This window comes from Vibrio sp. PSi01, from assembly GCF_054960695.1.
The window spans coordinates 1-18891 of sequence record NZ_JBHNYN010000025.1; the positions used below are offsets into that span (position 1 = coordinate 1).

19 protein-coding genes and 1 other RNA gene are annotated in these 18891 nt (G+C 43.4%); 14 read left to right on the top strand and 6 right to left on the bottom strand.

Annotated elements, in window-relative coordinates:
• Positions 1 to 432: 432 nt before the first annotated feature.
• The 3 genes from ACFI6G_RS20685 to ACFI6G_RS20695 all read left to right on the top strand — a co-directional run bounded on the left by ACFI6G_RS20685 (position 433) and on the right by ACFI6G_RS20695 (position 5108).
• Positions 433 to 1530: an efflux RND transporter periplasmic adaptor subunit gene (locus ACFI6G_RS20685; RefSeq protein ID WP_022570816.1), complete on the top strand. Its 1098-nt coding sequence runs from the start codon at positions 433 to 435 to the stop codon at positions 1528 to 1530.
• The gene (vexH, locus tag ACFI6G_RS20690) at positions 1530 to 4643 is read left to right on the top strand and encodes a vibriobactin export RND transporter permease subunit VexH (protein WP_010439574.1); all 3114 of its coding nucleotides are present in this window, start codon (positions 1530 to 1532) and stop codon (positions 4641 to 4643) included. The genes ACFI6G_RS20685 and vexH overlap by 1 nt, the downstream gene beginning before the upstream one ends.
• A gap of 144 nt (positions 4644 to 4787) precedes the next feature.
• On the top strand, positions 4788 to 5108 hold the full coding sequence (locus ACFI6G_RS20695; RefSeq protein ID WP_010439576.1) for a DUF1244 domain-containing protein: 321 nt from the start codon (positions 4788 to 4790) through the stop codon (positions 5106 to 5108).
• Positions 5109 to 5530: 422 nt separating this feature from the next.
• On the opposite strand, the gene ACFI6G_RS20700 is transcribed toward ACFI6G_RS20695, so the two are convergent.
• Positions 5531 to 6598 carry a PLP-dependent cysteine synthase family protein gene (locus ACFI6G_RS20700; RefSeq protein ID WP_010439578.1) on the bottom strand — a complete coding sequence of 356 codons (1068 nt, stop codon included), beginning with the start codon at positions 6596 to 6598 and terminating at the stop codon, positions 5531 to 5533.
• Positions 6599 to 6745: 147 nt separating this feature from the next.
• On the opposite strand from ACFI6G_RS20700, the gene ACFI6G_RS20705 reads away from it, so the two are divergent.
• Together ACFI6G_RS20705 and ACFI6G_RS20710 are read left to right on the top strand one after the other, a co-directional pair.
• Positions 6746 to 7201, top strand: coding sequence for an Lrp/AsnC family transcriptional regulator (locus ACFI6G_RS20705; RefSeq protein WP_010439581.1), 456 nt, complete (start codon positions 6746 to 6748; stop codon positions 7199 to 7201).
• Positions 7202 to 7273: 72 nt separating this feature from the next.
• Positions 7274 to 7939: a hypothetical protein gene (locus ACFI6G_RS20710; RefSeq protein WP_010439584.1), complete on the top strand. Its 666-nt coding sequence runs from the start codon at positions 7274 to 7276 to the stop codon at positions 7937 to 7939.
• A gap of 126 nt (positions 7940 to 8065) precedes the next feature.
• Here ACFI6G_RS20710 and tesB read toward each other — a convergent pair whose 3' ends face one another.
• Positions 8066 to 8926 carry an acyl-CoA thioesterase II gene (gene tesB, locus ACFI6G_RS20715; RefSeq protein ID WP_010439587.1) on the bottom strand — a complete coding sequence of 287 codons (861 nt, stop codon included), beginning with the start codon at positions 8924 to 8926 and terminating at the stop codon, positions 8066 to 8068.
• 168 nt (positions 8927 to 9094) lie between these two features.
• On the opposite strand from tesB, the gene ACFI6G_RS20720 reads away from it, so the two are divergent.
• Positions 9095 to 9535, top strand: coding sequence for a YbaY family lipoprotein (locus ACFI6G_RS20720; RefSeq protein WP_016768483.1), 441 nt, complete (start codon positions 9095 to 9097; stop codon positions 9533 to 9535).
• A 19-nt stretch (positions 9536 to 9554) separates the two neighbouring features.
• Here ACFI6G_RS20720 and ACFI6G_RS20725 read toward each other — a convergent pair whose 3' ends face one another.
• Entirely contained in the window at positions 9555 to 9857 is a 303-nt protein-coding gene (locus tag ACFI6G_RS20725) for a DNA base-flipping protein (protein ID WP_010439592.1), read from the bottom strand.
• Between the two features lie 51 nt (positions 9858 to 9908).
• On the opposite strand from ACFI6G_RS20725, the gene ACFI6G_RS20730 reads away from it, so the two are divergent.
• On the top strand, positions 9909 to 10652 hold the full coding sequence (locus tag ACFI6G_RS20730) for a VP0952 family biofilm-associated protein (protein ID WP_016768484.1): 744 nt from the start codon (positions 9909 to 9911) through the stop codon (positions 10650 to 10652).
• 197 nt (positions 10653 to 10849) lie between these two features.
• Positions 10850 to 10946, top strand: an RNA gene (gene ffs, locus ACFI6G_RS20735) — signal recognition particle sRNA small type.
• Between the two features lie 104 nt (positions 10947 to 11050).
• Here ffs and ACFI6G_RS20740 read toward each other — a convergent pair.
• Both ACFI6G_RS20740 and ACFI6G_RS20745 read right to left on the bottom strand, forming a co-directional pair.
• The gene (locus tag ACFI6G_RS20740) at positions 11051 to 11812 is read right to left on the bottom strand and encodes a transporter substrate-binding domain-containing protein (protein ID WP_010439644.1); all 762 of its coding nucleotides are present in this window, start codon (positions 11810 to 11812) and stop codon (positions 11051 to 11053) included.
• Positions 11813 to 11983: 171 nt separating this feature from the next.
• Positions 11984 to 12328 (bottom strand): hypothetical protein, encoded by a 345-nt coding sequence (locus ACFI6G_RS20745; RefSeq protein WP_010439646.1) that lies wholly within the window; start codon positions 12326 to 12328, stop codon positions 11984 to 11986.
• A 246-nt stretch (positions 12329 to 12574) separates the two neighbouring features.
• Between ACFI6G_RS20745 and ACFI6G_RS20750 the strand changes: the two genes are divergently transcribed.
• The 5 genes from ACFI6G_RS20750 to ACFI6G_RS20770 all read left to right on the top strand — a co-directional run bounded on the left by ACFI6G_RS20750 (position 12575) and on the right by ACFI6G_RS20770 (position 16344).
• Complete coding sequence (locus tag ACFI6G_RS20750; RefSeq protein WP_010439648.1) at positions 12575 to 13408, top strand: AraC family transcriptional regulator; 834 nt, start codon at positions 12575 to 12577, stop codon at positions 13406 to 13408.
• Between the two features lie 117 nt (positions 13409 to 13525).
• Positions 13526 to 14260: an AzlC family ABC transporter permease gene (locus tag ACFI6G_RS20755; protein ID WP_016784685.1), complete on the top strand. Its 735-nt coding sequence runs from the start codon at positions 13526 to 13528 to the stop codon at positions 14258 to 14260.
• Complete coding sequence (locus ACFI6G_RS20760; protein ID WP_010439654.1) at positions 14257 to 14586, top strand: AzlD domain-containing protein; 330 nt, start codon at positions 14257 to 14259, stop codon at positions 14584 to 14586. The genes ACFI6G_RS20755 and ACFI6G_RS20760 overlap by 4 nt, the downstream gene beginning before the upstream one ends.
• Before the next feature lie 286 nt (positions 14587 to 14872).
• Positions 14873 to 15364, top strand: a complete 492-nt coding sequence (locus ACFI6G_RS20765; protein ID WP_010439656.1) for a DUF2059 domain-containing protein — start codon at positions 14873 to 14875, stop codon at positions 15362 to 15364.
• 194 nt (positions 15365 to 15558) lie between these two features.
• The gene (locus ACFI6G_RS20770) at positions 15559 to 16344 is read left to right on the top strand and encodes a ribonuclease H family protein (RefSeq protein WP_010439658.1); all 786 of its coding nucleotides are present in this window, start codon (positions 15559 to 15561) and stop codon (positions 16342 to 16344) included.
• Positions 16345 to 16524: 180 nt separating this feature from the next.
• Here the strand turns inward: ACFI6G_RS20770 and ACFI6G_RS20775 are convergent, their stop codons facing one another.
• On the bottom strand, positions 16525 to 17670 hold the full coding sequence (locus ACFI6G_RS20775) for a glycosyltransferase (protein ID WP_010439660.1): 1146 nt from the start codon (positions 17668 to 17670) through the stop codon (positions 16525 to 16527).
• Between the two features lie 293 nt (positions 17671 to 17963).
• Here ACFI6G_RS20775 and ACFI6G_RS20780 point away from each other — a divergent pair, with 293 nt between their 5' ends.
• Entirely contained in the window at positions 17964 to 18890 is a 927-nt protein-coding gene (locus ACFI6G_RS20780; protein ID WP_010439661.1) for a glycosyltransferase family 2 protein, read from the top strand.
• Position 18891 lies beyond the last annotated feature (1 nt).

The window sequence follows — 18891 nt, forward strand, 5'->3', positions numbered from 1 at the left end:
CAGATTTACAGTCTGCTCCCTTTGGCCACTCGGGAACCCCTCCAGGGTGTTTTTTCCTAACTCGTAATGGATAGGCTAAAGAGATGTTTTTCCCAACGCATCTCTCAAGTGCGGAGCGCATCATAGCAAACACGTTAAACCTGTAAAGAGTTTTTCTTATGGTTTTGTGTTAAATGCTGCCTTTTTGGGCAAAGATGGCGAAAAGTACGCATATTGCTCGTGAAGTGAACATCTCTATTAAGGTTTGCGTAGTGATAGGTAACACCTTGAGGTAACTGGCTTTCTGTATTGTGTTTGGTTTGTGTAATTTGCGACGAAACGTAAATGGAATTTGACCTAGATTTACACTTCTTGACGTTACAGCATTCATCAGTTGATAGAATATCGTTAATTTCATTTATAGATCTTAAATCTTACTTGCAGACCATTATTATGAAGCATAAATCTGTTTTAACCCTGCTTAGCTTGTCTATTCTTATGGCGTCTCCAGCCGCACTCGCAAAACGCATGGGCCCAAGTACTGTTACTGTTGTTACTGAACAGGTTGATATTCACCAAGTTAGCCAATCTCTCTCGTTGGTCGGTAAGTTAGAAGCCGAACAATCTGTGATTATTACTTCTGAAGTGGCTGGCAGAGTTGATTCTATTAATTTCAAAGCTAATCAAGATGTCACCAAAGGGCAAATGTTGGTTCAGTTAGATGACGACAAAGCTAAAGCTGCGGTTTCAGAAGCGCAAGCATATCTAAAAGATGAAAAACGTAAGCTAGCGGAATTTGAACGCCTAGTGAAACGTAACGCGATCACACAAACCGAAATCGACGCTCAGAAAACCAATGTAGAAATTGCTAATGCTCGACTGGCTGCCGCAAATGCAAACCTAAAAGATCTTCACATTAGCGCACCTTTCTCTGGCACCGTTGGTTTCATCGACTTTAGCCGCGGAAAAATGGTCACTGCAGGCACTGAACTGGTGACATTAGATGACTTGTCTGTGATGCAGTTAGACCTTCAAATTCCTGAGCGTTATCTTTCTAAGCTATCTAAAGGCATGAAAGTAACGGCTCGCACCAGTGCGTGGGGCGATACTCAATTTACAGGTACTGTGGTCGGTATTGATTCTCGTATCAACGCTGAAACCTTGAACTTACGAGTTCGAATCCATTTCGATAACAACAATGATTATCTGAAGCCAGGCATGTTAGTGGCGGCTGATATGGATTTTCCACCAGTAGAAGCGCCGATTATTCCAGTTCAAGCATTGGAGTATTCGGGCACTAAACGTTTTGTTTACGTAATTGATGAAGATAACAAGGCAACTCGAACAGAAGTGTTCCTAGGTGCACGTATCGATAACGAAGTCGTGATTGAGAAAGGTATCGAGATTGGTCAGAAGATCGTGGTGCAAGGTATCGTGAACATGCGCGACGGTGTTTTGGTTCAAGAGCTAGCCGTTAATCGCCCCGCTAAACTTGAGGCCGATACAGCTAATCTTGATGAAAATGCAGCAACACAAGAAGGCGCTAACTAATGTTGTTATCTGATGTTTCTGTAAAGAGACCAGTAGCGGCTATCGTATTGAGCCTGCTTCTGGTTGTGTTTGGTATTGTCTCATTTAACAAGCTTGCCGTTCGTGAGATGCCAGATATTGAAAGTCCAGTGGTGTCGATCAGTACACGTTATGAGGGTGCGTCTGCCACCATCATTGAAAGCCAAATAACTTCCAATCTTGAAGATCAGTTATCCGGTATTAGTGGTATCGATGAGATCGAATCTACAACGCGTAACGGCATGTCGCGTATCACGATTACTTTTGAGCTTGGTTACGACCTCAATACGGGTGTGAGTGATGTGCGTGATGCGGTCGCTCGTGCTCAGCGATCATTGCCTGATGAAGCCGACGACCCGATTGTTTATAAGAACAACGGTAGTGGCGAAGCATCGGTTTATATCAACCTAAGTTCAACCGAGATGGACCGAACGCAGTTAACTGACTACACAGAACGTGTGTTGATTGACCGCTTTAGTTTGATCTCTGGTGTGAGTTCGGTGGATATCTCGGGTGGCTTGTACAAAGTAATGTACGTGAAGCTGAAACCTGCGCAGATGGCGGGTCGTGGCGTTACTACCTCGGACATCACTTCTGCTCTTAACAGTGAGAACATTGAAAGCCCAGGTGGTGAAGTACGTAACGATGCGATTGTAATGTCGGTGCGTACCGCTCGTTCTTACACTGAAGCGGAAGATTTCGAATACCTAGTCGTTAAACGTGCCTCTGATAATACACCTATCTATTTGAAAGACGTAGCGGATGTGTACATTGGCGCAGAAAACGAGAACTCGACCTTTAAAAGTGACGGCGTTGTTAACGTAAGTATGGGTATCGTGCCTCAGTCAGATGCGAACCCACTTGAGGTTGCTGACTTAGTCCATAAAGAAGTCGAAGCAATTCAAAAGTTCTTGCCAGATGGTACTCGTTTGGCTGTCGATTATGACTCAACAGTCTTCATCGACCGTTCGATATCAGAGGTTTACAGCACACTCTTTATTACGGGTGGCTTAGTTATCCTTGTGCTTTACATCTTTATTGGTCAAGCACGTGCAACACTTATTCCCGCGGTAACCGTGCCGGTATCTCTGATCTCGTCGTTTATTGCCGCGTACTACTTCGGTTTCTCTATCAACCTGATTACCCTGATGGCACTTATCCTGTCGATTGGTTTGGTGGTCGATGATGCGATCGTGGTGGTTGAGAACATTTTCCACCATATTGAACGTGGTGAATCGCCACTGCTTGCTGCGTATAAAGGTACTCGTGAAGTAGGCTTTGCGGTAATCGCAACAACGCTTGTATTGGTAATGGTATTCCTACCAATCTCGTTCATGGACGGCATGGTTGGTCTCTTGTTTACCGAGTTCTCTGTATTGCTCGCTATGTCGGTGATCTTCTCGTCGCTAGTCGCATTAACGTTAACGCCAGTGTTAGGCAGTAAAATCCTACAAGCGAACGTTAAACCAAACCGCTTTAACCTGTTTGTCGAGCGCGTATTTGGCAAACTTGAATCTGGATACCGCTCAGTATTGCGCCGTGCTTTAAACTGGCGTTGGGCTGCTCCAATCATCATTATCGCGTGTATGGGCGGTAGTTATGGTTTGATGCAACAAGTGCCGTCGCAACTGACTCCACAAGAAGACCGTGGTGTTATCTTTGCGTTTGTTCGTGGCGCTGATGCAACCAGCTATAATCGTATGTCTGCCAATATGGACATCGTTGAAGAGCGTCTAATGCCGTTGCTTGGTCAGGGCTTCTTGAAGTCATTCAGCATTCAATCACCAGCGTTTGGTGGTAATGCGGGCGACCAAACGGGCTTCGTTATCATGATCTTAGAAGATTGGGATGAACGTGAAGAGACGGCTCAGGAAGCGTTGAGCGAAGTCCGTAAATCGTTGAATGGTATTCCTGATGTGCGTGTATTCCCGTTCATGCCGGGCTTCAAAGGTGGTTCAAGTGAGCCTGTGCAGTTTGTACTGGGTGGCTCTGATTACTCTGAGCTTCAGAAATGGGGCGAACTGTTAAAGCAAGCGGCTGAAGATTCACCAATGATGGAAGGTGCGGACATCGATTACTCGGAGAAAACACCAGAGTTGTTGGTAACCGTAGATAAGCAACGAGCAGCCGAGTTGGGTGTCAGCGTATCAGATATCTCAGACACGCTAGAAATCATGCTTGGTGGGCGCAGCGAAACCACGTTTGTGGACCGTGGCGAAGAATACGATGTTTACCTTCGTGGTGATGAAAATAGCTTCAATAACGCTAACGACTTAAGTCAAATCTATATGCGTACTCAATCTGGTGAGTTAGTGACACTAGATACGCTGACGCATATTGAAGAAGTCGCTTCATCGATTCGTTTGTCGCACTACAACAAGCAGAAATCGGTGACCATTAAAGCGAACTTAATGGAAGGTTATACGTTGGGTGACGCACTCGACTTCCTTGATGAACAAGCGATTGAGCAACTACCGGGTGATATTTCTGTGAGCTACTCTGGAGAGTCAAAAGACTTCAAAGAGAACCAATCGAGTATTTTAGTGGTGTTTGCGTTAGCGATGCTAGTCGCGTACTTGGTATTGGCTGCGCAGTTTGAAAGCTTCATCAACCCGTTAGTGGTGATGTTCACGGTTCCTATGGGTATCTTCGGTGGCTTCTTAGGCCTCGTACTGATGAACCAAGGTCTTAACGTGTACAGCCAAATAGGTATGATCATGTTGATCGGTATGGTAACTAAAAACGGTATTCTGATCGTAGAGTTTGCTAACCAACTTCGTGACCGTGGCATTGAGTTTGAAAAGGCGATCATTGATGCTTCAGCACGACGTTTGCGTCCAATCTTAATGACGGCGTTTACGACGCTAGCCGGTGCAGTTCCATTGATTACCTCAACAGGCGCAGGCTATGAAAGCCGAGTGGCAGTGGGTACAGTTATCTTCTTCGGTATGGGCTTCGCGACGTTGGTTACTCTGTTCGTCATCCCTGCGATGTACCGATTGATTTCAGGCACAACACGTTCACCTGGTCATGTGGAAGCGGTTCTAAATAAAGAGCTGAGCCATGACAACGTGGGAAGAAGCAGTCACGGTTAATGAACACGCACGGCCAATGAACATGGAATAGTGTAACAATATAGAAAAGCCTGCGTTTGCTCCTAGCGAATGGCAGGCTTTTTTTGTATAACAACTACAGCTCAACGAATGAATACAAGAAAACAAATACTAAAGGAAAGTAAAGTGGCTGAATTTAAATACAAAGATCTTTCTCAAGAAGAACAAGATAAACTAGACGCAGCAACCTTTCGTCGCCTGTTAGCACATTTAGATAGCAATAAAGATGTGCAAAACATCGACCTAATGATCTTGGCGGGCTTCTGCCGCAACTGTTTCAGTAAATGGTACAAAGCCGAAGCTGAGCAACAAGGCCTAGATTTGGATATCGATGACGCTCGTGAGCGCGTTTATGGCATGACTTACGATGAGTGGAAACAAAACCATCAGCCAAAAGCGACACCTGAGCAACTAGCGGCGTTTGAAGCAAAGCAGAAGCCAGAATAATTTGTCGCATTAGCAGTAAAGACATAGGAATAAGCGACACTGACTGCAAACTATCTATAGCAAAAAGAGCCCATCATGGGCTCTTTTTTGTTTTGTATTTAGGGCGTGTTGATCTTTCGAGCTGATTTTTGCAGCGAGTTGCAGGGTATTTATACAAGGCAGAGGCTTTGATGTGTAGCTAGCCTACATGAGAAGCCGATAACGCAGTAGAAATGACCAGCAAACGCTGCCCGGAGGGTTCGAGCTGGGCGTCCCCGCAAAAAGCGTTTTACTCTTTGTTGAGGGAGATTTGCTTAGAATGACTAGGCGACTTCCCCCTCGCCGCGATTAAAACGCTTTTGACTAGGCGTCCCCATCCGAACAAAATTTAACCACGAAAGGTCAGCACGCCCTAGTCTTAGCTATGAATGCTAGTTTCGATCTTAAGCCAGCTCACCCGTTTGCGAGAAAGCTTCTAGCTTCGCCGCGTAAGGTTGTAGGTCACCGATATTCAGATTTACCCACTCGTCATTGAAGTAAGTGTCTAGGTAACGTTCACCGCTGTCACATAGCAAAGTCACGATAGAACCTTTCTCTCCACGCGCTTTCATCTCACTGGCTAGCTGAAGCACACCGTACATGTTAGTACCGGTTGATGCGCCAACTTTGCGGCCAAGAATATCAGACAACCAATGTGTCGTTGCGATGCTTGCTGCGTCTGGGATTTTACGCATTTCGTCAACCACACCAGGAATGAAGCTTGGTTCTGCACGTGGGCGACCAATACCTTCAATCTTGCTGAATGTATTGCCTTTCACGTTCGCATTGCCTGTTTGGAAGTATTCGAGGAATACTGAGTTCTCTGGGTCGACAACACAAAGCTTAGTTTCATGCTGTTGGTAGCGAATGAAACGGCCAATAGTCGCTGAAGTACCGCCAGTACCGGGGCTCATTACTACCCATGCTGGAACTGGGTGATCTTCCATCTGCATTTGATTGAAAATCGAGTTCGCGATGTTGTTGTTACCACGCCAGTCGGTTGCGCGCTCAGCGTAAGTAAATTGGTCCATGTAGTGACCATTCAACTCTTCTGCTAAACGGCGAGACTCATCGTAAATCTCATCTGAGCGATCAACAAGGTGCGCTTGGCCGCCGTAGAATTCAATCTGCTCAATCTTCTTCTTCGCTGTGCATTTTGGCATTACCGCAATAAACGGAAGACCAAGTAGGCGAGCAAAGTACGCTTCAGACACCGCCGTACTGCCCGATGAAGATTCAATGATCGTTGTTTCTGGGCCAACCCAACCGTTACAGATAGCGTATAAGAACAGAGAACGCGCTAAACGATGCTTCAAAGAGCCAGTAGGGTGTGTACTTTCATCTTTAAGATAAATATCAATGCCTTCTACGCTAGGTAAATCGAGCTTGATCAGGTGCGTATCCGCTGAGCGTTGGTAATCTGCTTCAATTTTACGAATCGCGTTGTTAATCCATTGATGGTCAGTACACATAGGCATTCTCTTGATACTAAGTAGGAATTATTTGTAATTGGTATGGTTATAATCTAGCGATATCTAAGGAGAAAAACTTTGCCATATTTCCTTTGTTTTGCTTAAATTGTAGAAAATTATTCTCTTTAAAAGTGGTTTGGTGAAATTGTGATAGATGCCGTAGATAAAAAGATATTAAGGCTGTTACAAGAGGACAGCACGCTGTCGTTGAATGACATATCTGAAGCGGTCAACTTGACGACCACGCCTTGTTGGAAAAGGCTTAAGCGACTTGAAGAGAACGGCATTATTGAGAAAAAAGTCGCGTTGTTGAATCCTGAAAAACTCGACCTTTCCTTTACCGCGTTCGTGTTGATTAAAACCAGCGATCACTCTCATGAGTGGTACGGTCGTTTTGTAAACACCGTGTCTGAATTTCCAGAGGTGATGGAGTTCTACCGTATGGCGGGCGAGTATGATTATATGATGAAGGTTCAAGTGAAAGACATGAAGTGCTTTGATGATTTCTACAAACGCTTAGTGAATAGCATTGATGGTATCTCTAACGTGACATCGACTTTTGCGATGGAACCATTGAAGTACACGACAGCATTGCCGCTTTAAGCAGTGTCTGATAAAACACTCACCATCGTCTCAGTTTAGATGTCGCCTCTGCGATAAAGAAAAGGACTATTCATGTTTGCAAAAGTATCTACTGCTATCCAGCTGGTATTGGCGGTCGCCATTTTTTATTTGGGTTACACCATCTACTCATTTACCAATAAAGTCGGTGAAATCGTTGATACTTACCCGCAGGTGATCGAAGACTTATCGGTACTGACCAAGGAACTCAAAGTTGAAGAGTGGTTGGCATTTGCTGAGCATGTTGATGAACTTGCTCCTCAAGTATTAGAGACGGTTGAAGATGTTAGAAAAACCATCGCTCAAGTCAATAACACAGTTTCATCGGTCGATAGAAAAATCCCCGCCATTCTAGATGAAGTTAAGAGTGTTCGAACAGAAGTCGAACAAGTTAGAACCGATGTGATTCCTCCAACATTGACGGAATTAAAGCGATATCGTGTCGATGTGATGCCACCAATGCTTGCTGAGAGTAAATCTTATCGAGAGCAAACCATTCCAGTGATTATTACTGAATCTGAAATGCTAAGAGCGGAAGTACCGGATATTTTGGTACAAGCGAATTTGTTGGCAGATAAGAGTAGAGAATTAGCTCAGGGCGCAGCAGAAGGAGCGGTGAAAGGAGTGGTGCTATCACCATTTAATTTACTGCGAGACGCGGGAGATGGCATTAAAACGCGCGTACAAAGTGAACTCGAGCCGATGCTTGAGGTTGAATAGAGTTTTATTGATTTTTATGTGACGAGTTTTCTTAAGCGTCATTAAAGAAAGAGGCTAGGTATTATAAACCTAGCCTCTTTTTGTTTGCTCGTACTTATTTGGGGCTTTTAAAACAGCGCTTGATCGCTATTTAGTAAAGCGCATCACACCTTCTTGTACTGCAGTCGCGACTAATTCACCTTTTTGGTTGTAAATTTCACCACGTACTAGGCCGCGAGTATTAGCCGCGGTCGGGCTTTCAATCGCATAAAGTAGCCATTCATCCATCTTAAACGGGCGATGGAACCAAATAGAGTGGTCAATCGTAGCGACCTGAAAGTTTGGCGTCATAATGGACACTTCATGAGGATGAAGCGCTGTCACTAAGAAGCCCCAATCGGATGCGTAGGCCAACAAATATTGGTGAATAAGCTGATTATCTGGCAACGCGCCATTTGCTCTTACCCACAGATATTGCTTCGCTTCGGCCTTTTTAGGGTTTAGCGGGTTAACAACCGTGACAGGGCGCATCTCAATCGGTTTTTCTCCACAGAAAGTCTTACGCAGTTTCTCAGGTAAGAATTCAGCAATGTGACTTGCCAGTTCAGTTTCTGATGCAAAGTTCTCCGGACCTGGAATATCAGGCATAGGATTTTGGTGCTCGAAGCCTGGAGCATCGCCATGATAAGAAGCCGTGAGATAGAAAATAGGGCGGCCATTTTGAATCGCTTTAACACGGCGTGTGCTAAAGCTGCGTCCATCTCTTAAGTTTTCAACATCATAAATAATGGGCTTTTCGGGATCACCTGGGTACAGAAAGTAACTATGGAACGAGTGAACACTTCGGTCATCTTGAACAGTATAGCGAGCAGCAGAAAGCGCTTGTCCCAATACTTGACCGCCATAAACCTGCGGAAGACCTAGGTTTTCACTTTGCCCTCGGAATAAACCTTCTTCCAGCTTTTCAAGCTGAAGTAAACTGAGTAATTCTTGTAAAGGTTGACTCATCGTCAGTATTCCTCTTCGTAAAATGGGTGTCAGATTAGTGTGCTAATGATTTAGCTTAGTCAAATATCTGTCAATAAATCATAGGGTTTCGAGACAGAATATGAAAGCTCTCTTATAATTAGGCCGTAGATTTGTCGATTCCGACAAACATGTTGAGAGAAATTGAATATGAAAAAGGCTCTAATTTTTATTACGTCTTTATTATCGTTTGGCCTACTTGTTGGTTGCCAAGCAACATCAGAAACGAGCGCTTCTCAAGAAGCCGTTGCAGAGAATACTCAAGTGATTTCAGGCACAGTAAGCTATCGCGAAAGAATTGCATTACCAGAGAATGCCGTGATTACCGTAACGCTAGAAGATATCTCACTTGCTGACGCATCATCAATCGTGATTGCGACTCAAGAGTTCACTGCTGATGGTAAACAAGTCCCTTTCGCATTCGAATTGAGCTACGACAACAACAAAATTCAAGCTAACCACCGTTACAACATGCGTGCAACGATTCATGTAGACGGTAAGTTACGCTTCACGACAGATACAGTTAAGTCTGTGATTACTGATGTAGAAAACACGCAACAAGCAGACCTGCGCTTGGTTGGTGTTCGTTAATTAGAAATGGATGGCACCCCTAGGGCTGCCATTTGTATATTCTGAGTTTGATCTTTCCTGCATCACTCACTTCAATCCCTTCTTCGACCAGATGCTTCTTTTGGCGATCCAATGAATCCCCTTTCAAAGAGATCTCACCTTTACTGTTAATCACCCTATACCAAGGTAGTTTACTTCCTTCTGGTAAGTTACCTAACGCTTTACCTACATGGCGTGCATAGCCCGGAAAACCTGCAAAACGTGCTATATCTCCATAAGTTGTTACTTTTCCATATGGAATTTGGTGAATCACAGCAAAGATTTGGGCTAAAAATTGGTCCATACTAAAAGTTCCTAGTTCATTAATACCACGGATCGGTAGAAGGAGAGGGCTATGGTATTTTCAACATTTCAGTTCTTGATCACCACATTATTAGCGGTTGTTTGTGCGAGAGCAATCAGTTTAAGTGAAGGTGACATTCCAGTGCTTGCAATGGTCATTCCTGCATTGTGGATATTACCGCAGGGCGGCATTGCAGGATTAGCTTTGCTTGTTTCTATGACCACTTATGGTTTAACGCTTCCTTTACAGCCTATCACGCTATCGGTCAGTGCATGGGTTTTGTTCCCATTGCTGATGGTTGTCTTTTCAAAACGCAGCAGTTTATCCGTTGTCATTATTTCCGGACTGATCGTTACCACTTTACAGGTGGGAATCATGGTTACGCAATCGGCAGGTAAGCTTGATGGTGTTCCATGGGTTACCACACTACAAACATTGTCAATCATCGTTATTTGGTGGGCGGCAAATCACCTTAAGCCAGCCAGCCGACACAGCTGGTGGTCATTGGGTTTGATATTGCCATTATGGATAGCCGACTTGCCATATGCCGCTTTGGTTGCTTTGTGTGTAACGGGCATCATGGCGTCGATGGAAACGCTGACACGCTTGAAGACCTTCCGTTGGAACAAGCTATTATGTTGGACACTGCCTACGGTAGGCTTTGCTGCTCTGGTGATCACGCCAAGCATTGAAGTTCCAAATCCGGTATTTGTGGTTTGGTTGTGCTTGCTAGGCACAGCATGGATGACTGATTACATCATTCGTACCGAAGATAACGAAGACATCGATATCTAGCCTTAAAGATGCTCAAATCCTTCGAACGTAGGTAAATGGTGAATTTACCTACGATTTTCTAGTGGTTTGAATAAAGGATAAGCACTTAGACCGCAATTGTTCAAAAATAGGGTCGAAGAGCTTGCAATGGTTGCTGCGATGCTTAATAATCCAATCACTCTTTGAGGCAAGCCTCTTAGAAAAAGAATCTATGGAGGCTCTGGTCCTCCCGCAACACTAACTTGTGAACTCGGTCAGGCCTGGAAGGGAGCAGCCGCAGCAGGCGACGTGTGTGCCGGGATGTGGCTGGGGCTTCCACCCATAAAAAAAGCCGCTCTTAATGAGCGGCTTTTTGCTATCTGTAGCTTTAAAAAAGTGAACAATACTTGTAAGTAGTGAAGTTCACTTTTTACTCTAGTCTATTCGTAAATGCTGTACGAAAAGTATTTGCTCGCAATTTTTTGGTGCTGACCATTGTCAATCAGCCTTTGTAGCCCGCTATCGATAAGATCTTTCAATTCGTTATCTTGTTTTCTAACAGCGACGCCAATACCTCGACCAAACCACTTCTCTTCTGTAAATTTAGGGCCGGTAAAATGGTAGTCCTTGCCTTGTTCCGTTTCAAGGAAGCCTGTGTTGAGTCCCATTGAGCCACCAAACACAGTATCAAGGCGACCGTTCAGTAAATCAGTAAAGGCTTCATCGAATGATCCATAACGTTTAATGTCTACATCTGGGTATATCTCAGAAAGATATTTATCACCAATCGTTGCCCGCTGAACCCCAATAGTCAGGTTATTCAGGCTGTCATCATCCATGTTGATCTCTCTGCCTTTTTTCATCACAAAGCGAGTAGGTACTTTGGCATATGGGATGGTGAAGTTAACTTTCTTTTCACGTTCTTCGGTGATTGTCATTGCTGCGATTATCGCATCATTCTTACGACTTAAGAGTGACGGGATAATACCGTCCCAATCTGTTTTTGAGATAATACATTTGACACCCAACTCAATACACAACGCGTTGGCTAAATCGACCTCGAACCCTTCAAGCTGACCATCTTGTGTTGTCCAACTAAATGGTGGGTAAGCCCCTTCAACAGTAAAACGAATCTGTTTCCAATCTTTTGCGTATGTGAACACAGAGAAAACACTGACGAATGCAACTAATATCCATTTCATTTTCATTTCCTTATAGTAGTAATGGATATCGATAGTTAACTACTTGTTAATATTTATCAATATAAATGTGGGTAAATTTGTAATAAGGCTCAAATATGCAGATGAGTTGGTATAAGTACAGTGTGTAACTTCGTTGAATCGCCTTCTAATATGCAACTGGTTTTATTTGTCCTAATTAGCTGGCAGCACAACAGCAGAAGCTTCTTCCTCTGAATCTTCTTTGTGTTCTATTTGCCCCGCAAACCAATCTACTGTCTTTGTGAAATACAGTTTGTTGGTTTCGGTATCGCACCAATTTTTTGACAACCCTCTTCGATTAAACTCGCTGCCAATTGCGGCGAGTGTTTGGTTACTTGAGCGCCCGTAATATAAAGTATCGCACAGTTGTAAGTTGGACATCGACTGTGGGTAGGTATTGACTGATGAAGTGTTCACATTCAGTATTTTTGACTGATTGTGCGTGCATCCTGTCAGGTTTAACAGAAATAAAATAATCAAGGTTGGTGTTGGTTTCATGGCTTTTTAAGAGAACTAACGGAGTTTGGTGTCGATTATGAGGATGGATGACGTTAAAAATTGTCAATTTTAATTCAATCCATGACGCAATGAGATCTTTGTACCAACTAAGTGGTAGGTTGTTGTGTTCTGTTGTTTCTTGACCTTCTTGTTAAACGACCAAATGCGCAATTTTGTACAAAAGTTGCGAGAGCCTATAGAGTAGACTGATAAGTCGCTCGATAATTAACAGGCTTGGGGATGGTTATGGATAACAAAAAGCGTTCTAAAGAGAAAGCCGAATACAAGATCACAGAAGAGCTCGGTGGCCTTGAAATCCTCAATGCAGAATATGAAAAGCAGAACTTCTCACGTCATAGCCATGAAGGTTACACACTCGGTGTGATTGAGCAGGGGGCTCAGCGCTTCTATCGAACCGGAGGGCATCATGTCGCGCCTCAAGATGCGATCATTCTGGTCAATGCTGATGAAGTTCATAGCGGTCATTCTGCTACCGAAGGTGGCTGGGCGTATCGTGCAATGTATCCACTGCCAGAACAACTTGCCAAAATCACGCAGGAACTCAATCTGCCGAATTATGGGGCTCCTTACTTTCCTAGAGCGGTGGTTGAAGACCCTGAACTCGCCAATCAACTCAGATTAGTTTTCAACACGATTGATGAATCAGATAATCGCCTGCTAAGAGAAACCTTGATGTACGGGATGTTGGTTAAACTGATTAGCCGACATGGGAAGTCGAGCCTTAAGCCTCTGTTAGATGGAAAAACTCAACGCCAACTTGTTCTAGTGAAAGAGTTTTTAGACGATTTTCCACAAGCAGATGTGTCATTGGAAGAATTGTCGAAGCTTGCGGCTTTAAGTCCATTTCACTTGGTGCGCTCCTTTCAAAAAGAATTTGGTCTTCCGCCACATGCATATCAAATTCAATCCCGACTCAGGCTTTCGCGTAAATTGTTAAAGCAAGGGCATTCGATCTCGGATACCGCGCAAGAGTGTGGTTTTCACGATCAAAGTCATTTTCATAGGCACTTTAAGAAAGCCAACGGTTACACTCCAGGTCAGTACATTAAGATGCGTTGATTTAATTTGATTGCTTTGACTTGGTACCTTAGCTTTTGTGACAAAGCAACTTTGTACAATCGAATAAGTGAGCGCTCTTTTACAGTGGAAAACCAATGTAACGAGAACTAAGAGAATATGGATAACAACACAATGGATAAACGTACGCAGTTATGGAAAGGCGTTATGGCAGCGATGCCGTTAAGTATTGCCGTCATACCGTGGGGCATATTAGCAGGCTCGTATGCGATAGATGCTGGACTGAATCAGCTTCAAGCTCAGGCTATGTCTGCCATTTTATTTGCGGGCTCAGCTCAGCTAGTGGCTGCGGGTATGTTTAAAGCGGGTATTGGTTTAGGGACTATGTTGTTAACTACGCTGTTTATTACGTCAAGACACTTTCTTTATAGTGTCTCTATGCGTGACAAAATTAGTCACCTTCCTGCACGTTGGCGTTTACTGCTTGGTTTTTGGCTCACTGATGAACTGTTCGCGATTTGCAGTGGGCAATCCCAACAAGAGTTTAATCGTTGGTATGCCGCGGGCGTGGGTGGCGGATTTTACCTCGTTTGGAATATTGCCAGCTTTGTCGGCATTGTCGCAGGTAGTCAAATTCCATTACTTAACGAAATTGGCCTCGATTTCGCGGTCGCCGCAACTTTCATTGCTTTGGTTTTTCCTTTGATTCGAACACTGCCAACGGTGGTGTGTGTTGTGGTGTCATTGGTGACCTCTGTGGCAATGGCGGTCAATCAGGTTGAAGGGGGGCTGATGATTGCTGCGATTTCAGGTATGTTGGCGGGCTTCATTAGTGAATCATTTGTTGAACGACACAATGGTCAGAAACAAGCGAATGAAGGAGAATCAGCGTGATTTGGTTATCGATATTGCTCATGACAGCGATTGTTTTTTTTAGTCGGTATGTGTTTCTAGAGCCTTCAATTCCTCTTCGGCTGAATAGTACGGCAAGGCGCCTACTGCGATATTCAAGCCCCGCTGTATTAACGGCTATTTGGGGGCCGATTGTATTCGCTCCTGAGCAATCATTCTGGCCAAGCCTCGAAAACCCATATTTAATCGGCGCTCTTGTGACTGGGTTACTGATATGGAAAACAGGAAATGTGCTGTTAACGATTGGAGTCAGTATGGCCGTGTTTTTGTTCTATAACTTAGTCGCAGTTGAGTTTCTTTTCCTTTAATTTCCTGCTTAAAAGACATGGTATGTCTAAAACACAGTGATCTTTTGAAACGAGCTGCTTTCAGTGATGTCCTTCGTATATTTTCGTAATGGTGCGGTTTAAGATTAGATGCATTTGATTACATATGCTTTCGTGTGGTTTAATCTGTTTTAATTATGAATTGCAAGTAAGTAAATTTATAGTTAATTCAAAAGGTTGATATGTAATTTGTGTTGAGCCACACAATCACTTAGTGATAAATCGAACGAATCTTTTCTCTAATATAAATCGCCCAAAGGACTTAATAATGCACAAACTTCTCGCCATTTTCTTTCTGCTAGTTCCGCTACAATTGTCAGCTGCACAGGACACGAAGCAAGCGTTAGTAAAAGAGCTTCTTCAGATCATGGATGTCGATTCCACGTTGGACGCGGTATTCCTTCAAATGGATAGCATGATGGCTGATATGTCTAAAGAACTCGAGGTTTCAGACTCAGAACGAGATATTTTTGATGAATACTATCACAGCATGAATGACTTGATGAAAGAAGAGATGAGTTGGAAAAAGCTAGAGCCAACAATTGTAACGATCTACAGTGAGCAGTTCACTGAAGCTGAGGTCGAGGCTATGATCGATTTCTACAAAACAGAACATGGTAAGAGTATTCTGAAAAAGATGCCAACTGTGACAACAGAGTCAATGATTATGACTCAGTCGGTAATGCAGCAAGTTATACCTAAGATTCAAACTTTAACTTCCAAATTAAAACAGGATCTTAAGGAACATAGAGGCTCCTAATTAGATGGATGCTTTCAGGTTGTGATTAAAATTAGCGCTCTATACTTGATTGACAACGCATCTATTCTCACAACACAGTGTGTCTTCTATGTAATGATTTATGTGTTGCGAACATAATCAGGCATAATAACATCCCCACAGCAGAATCATTTTGGTGTGGGGATCGTGTTTTAAGGTTCTGGTAAGGAGTTAGTTTGGCTAAGAAATATTATGTGGTTTGGAAAGGTCGTACACCGGGTATTTTTACCACTTGGAATGAATGTAAATCGCAAGTTGATGGTTTTGCCGGTGCGAGATACAAATCGTTTCCCACATTAGGTGAAGCTGAATCTGCTTTCGGTGGTAAAAAGTCGTCTGTGTCTGCTCCAACTTATAATTTTACATCCGTAAAACCAAGTGCTACAAGTAAGGCGAGCAAAGCTAAAACTCCGCCGCTTTCGGAGCAGCAAATCACTGATATGCCTTTTGACATCAAGATCTTTACTGATGGTGCTTGTGAGCCAAACCCTGGAGAGGCCGGTACAGGTTTAGCGGTTTATCTAAATAATGAGTTAACGGAATTGTGGTATGGCTTGTACCAAGCTACGGGCACCAACAATACCGCAGAGCTACAAGGTTTGAAGCAAGCATTTATACTCGCCAAAGAAAAACTGCAAGCTGGATTGTCTGTTGCGATTTATTGTGACTCAAAATACTCAATTGACTGCATTACCAAGTGGGCTTCAGGTTGGGAGAAAAAGGGCTGGACGAAGTCGGGTGGTGAGATTAAAAACCTCGATATCATCATGCCAGCCTATGCAATGTACCAAGAGATCGCTTCTCAAATCACTATCTATCATGTTAACGGTCACGTTGGTATTGAAGGTAATGAACTTGCAGACCGAATGTCTATCGTTGCGATTGCATCGAAAGAACAAGGCCTGAGTCAATATACAGAGACGGACGATCTTACTGAGATTTTAGCGTTGCGAGCGGGTTAAGAAGCACACGACAAACTGTTTTAGTCAAAGGAATCATTATAGCCCAGAGTTATTGGGCTACTTCTATTCAGACTCATGGTGTATAGAACTAAAGCGTTACAGTGTGTATCAATGTGACGCTATGGTTTTTTGTTTAGCTTCTAATCCATTGCACACCTATTTGCGTGTTTATAGACAATCTTAAACTGGATTCTCTATCCAGTGAGACAGCTGCTGAGCTTGTTTAAGAGAGTTGAAGCGTTTCTCTACTCTTGTTCTTGCCATCATGCCCATCTCTATTTTGTCATTACTACTTAATTGCGCAAAACGCTCAATGCTTTCTCTTAACTCGTCGACGTTTTTTTCATTCACTAAAAAGCCAGTATCAGGTGTGACAATCTCCTTACAGCCCATAATGTTGGTTGTAATCACGGGGGTTCCGACAGCCATAGCTTCTTTTAGTACTAACGGCCCAGTATCAACACAACCTGTTTCTGAAAAACAGAAAGGAGCGACTAAACAATCGTAATGCGGAAGGTTTTCTTTTACCCATTCATGAGGCTTTGAGCCCAGAAAGGTGACATTTCGAGTTAACCCTTGTTGCTCTACTTGCATTTTTAACTGCGACTCTAAATCTCCAGTGCCAACGATATCGAGATGAATGTCGAGAGGCTCGGCTATCGGTGCTAAAGCGTCAATGAGAAAGTGGATACCTTTTTGTTCAACTAGTCTTCCCAGGAAAACAAAACGAAGCTGCTTGGTTTCAGTCTTTGGGTGTAACCGGAATTGCTTGGTATTTACACCGCAATGTAGGAGCTTTATGTTTCCTTTGGCCATGTGATTAAAGTCTGTGAGCATGTCTTTACAGACTGCGACCACAAAATCACTCGATGTAATTTTACGTTCAATATCGTAAGCGAATTCGTAAACATCATGACCATGGGCGACAAACGAACACGTTATATTGAGAAGCTTAGCGGCGACTATAGCGTGGGCGGTGGTGTGTTGGCAGAAATGAGCATGAACATGGTTGACGTCTTTTTCTGCAAGTTGTAAAGCCAGCTTAAACCCATAAGCAAAAAGTGACTTCTTCGGCATGCTAGTCTGCTTAGAGACAAACGAAAGTGCTTTGACAAAACCCACCCAATTGATGCTAGTTATCTTGCCCGCCCGAACATCCTTGCCAATTTTGACAATGTCATAGTCGAAAGCTTTTTTACTTTTTTCTACTTCGAATGCCATTACGCATACCTGATGCCCACACGCTTTCACGGAGTCGACCTCTGTTTGAATGAAGGTCTCACTGAGCACAGGATAGGTTGGCGCTATAAATGCTACTTTTTTCATTTTCTTCTCCTTGTGTATCGGCCACTACAATGGTTTAAGCAAAATACGAACCAAGATGAGAGGGTACTGAAGAGGTGCTTTTTAACGGTTTTTTGCTGTTATCGTCAGATCGCTTTTGATTTTCTCAAATTGGTAGTCAAATTGGATATTTGAATTTCTGTGTCGACAGTGCTTGTTCGTCATTTTGCGAACAGATACGTAGGGTGCTGATATAAGGCCAGTTTAATAGTGAGGAATACTCGGCACAGGATATGCAGACATGCTGTGTAAGATATAAATCTGAGATCGTCACTATGGCTAAAGTTAGTATTGTTATTCCTACTTATAATTGTTTGGGCTACCTGCCGAAGGCAATCGGCAGCGTACTCAAGCAGACTCATCAAGACCTTGAGCTGATCATTATTGACGATAACAGCAATGACGGGACGTCAACTTATCTTTCTTCGATACACGATGAGCGAATTATAAAGTTATCGACGTTGGGCGTAGGTGCTCCTCAAGCCAGAAACTTAGGGATCGAAAAAGCGTCCGGTGAATTCATCGCTTTTTTAGACGCTGACGACTTTTGGTTCCCTGAAAAAATTGAACGACAACTTGAATTCCATCAGCGGAACCCCGATCTGGCGATGAGTTTTACTAACTACGAGCATCTCACTGAAGACTACCAAGTGATTGTCGACTGCTTCAGTTATTGGTCGCAGTTTCAAGATCATGACGAGTTATTCTTTAATATTGAAAACCCACTAGAGTTTATTATTGAAAATAACGTGATTGGCACATCGACAGTGATGGTGAAAGCCGATGTCTTTTCGCAAACAGACACTTTTAACGCGGACATTACTTACGGAGAAGATTGGGAGCTTTGGCTTCGCGTGAGTGAGAATCATCAGATTGGCGTATTGAATTCAGTGCAAGTTGGTTACTTGATGAGAGCGAATTCTGTTACTCAAACGGAAAGCTTCAAGCTGAGGAATTTGCAGTCTATAGAATCTATTCTTCAGCATTACCAAAATGACAGTGAACGTTGGAACCTACCTTCTTCTAGTTTCAAGATCGCAAAGGCGAGAATACTTGAAGGTTACGCTGACTATTACCGAAGCCTACAACACAACCGACAGGCGGCCGCTTACAGTTTTAGATCTTTGGTTTTGGCTCCTCAAAAACGAACGTTACTACACCTAATCAGAGACTGTAAAAGTTTCCTAACGCCAGCAGGGTAAA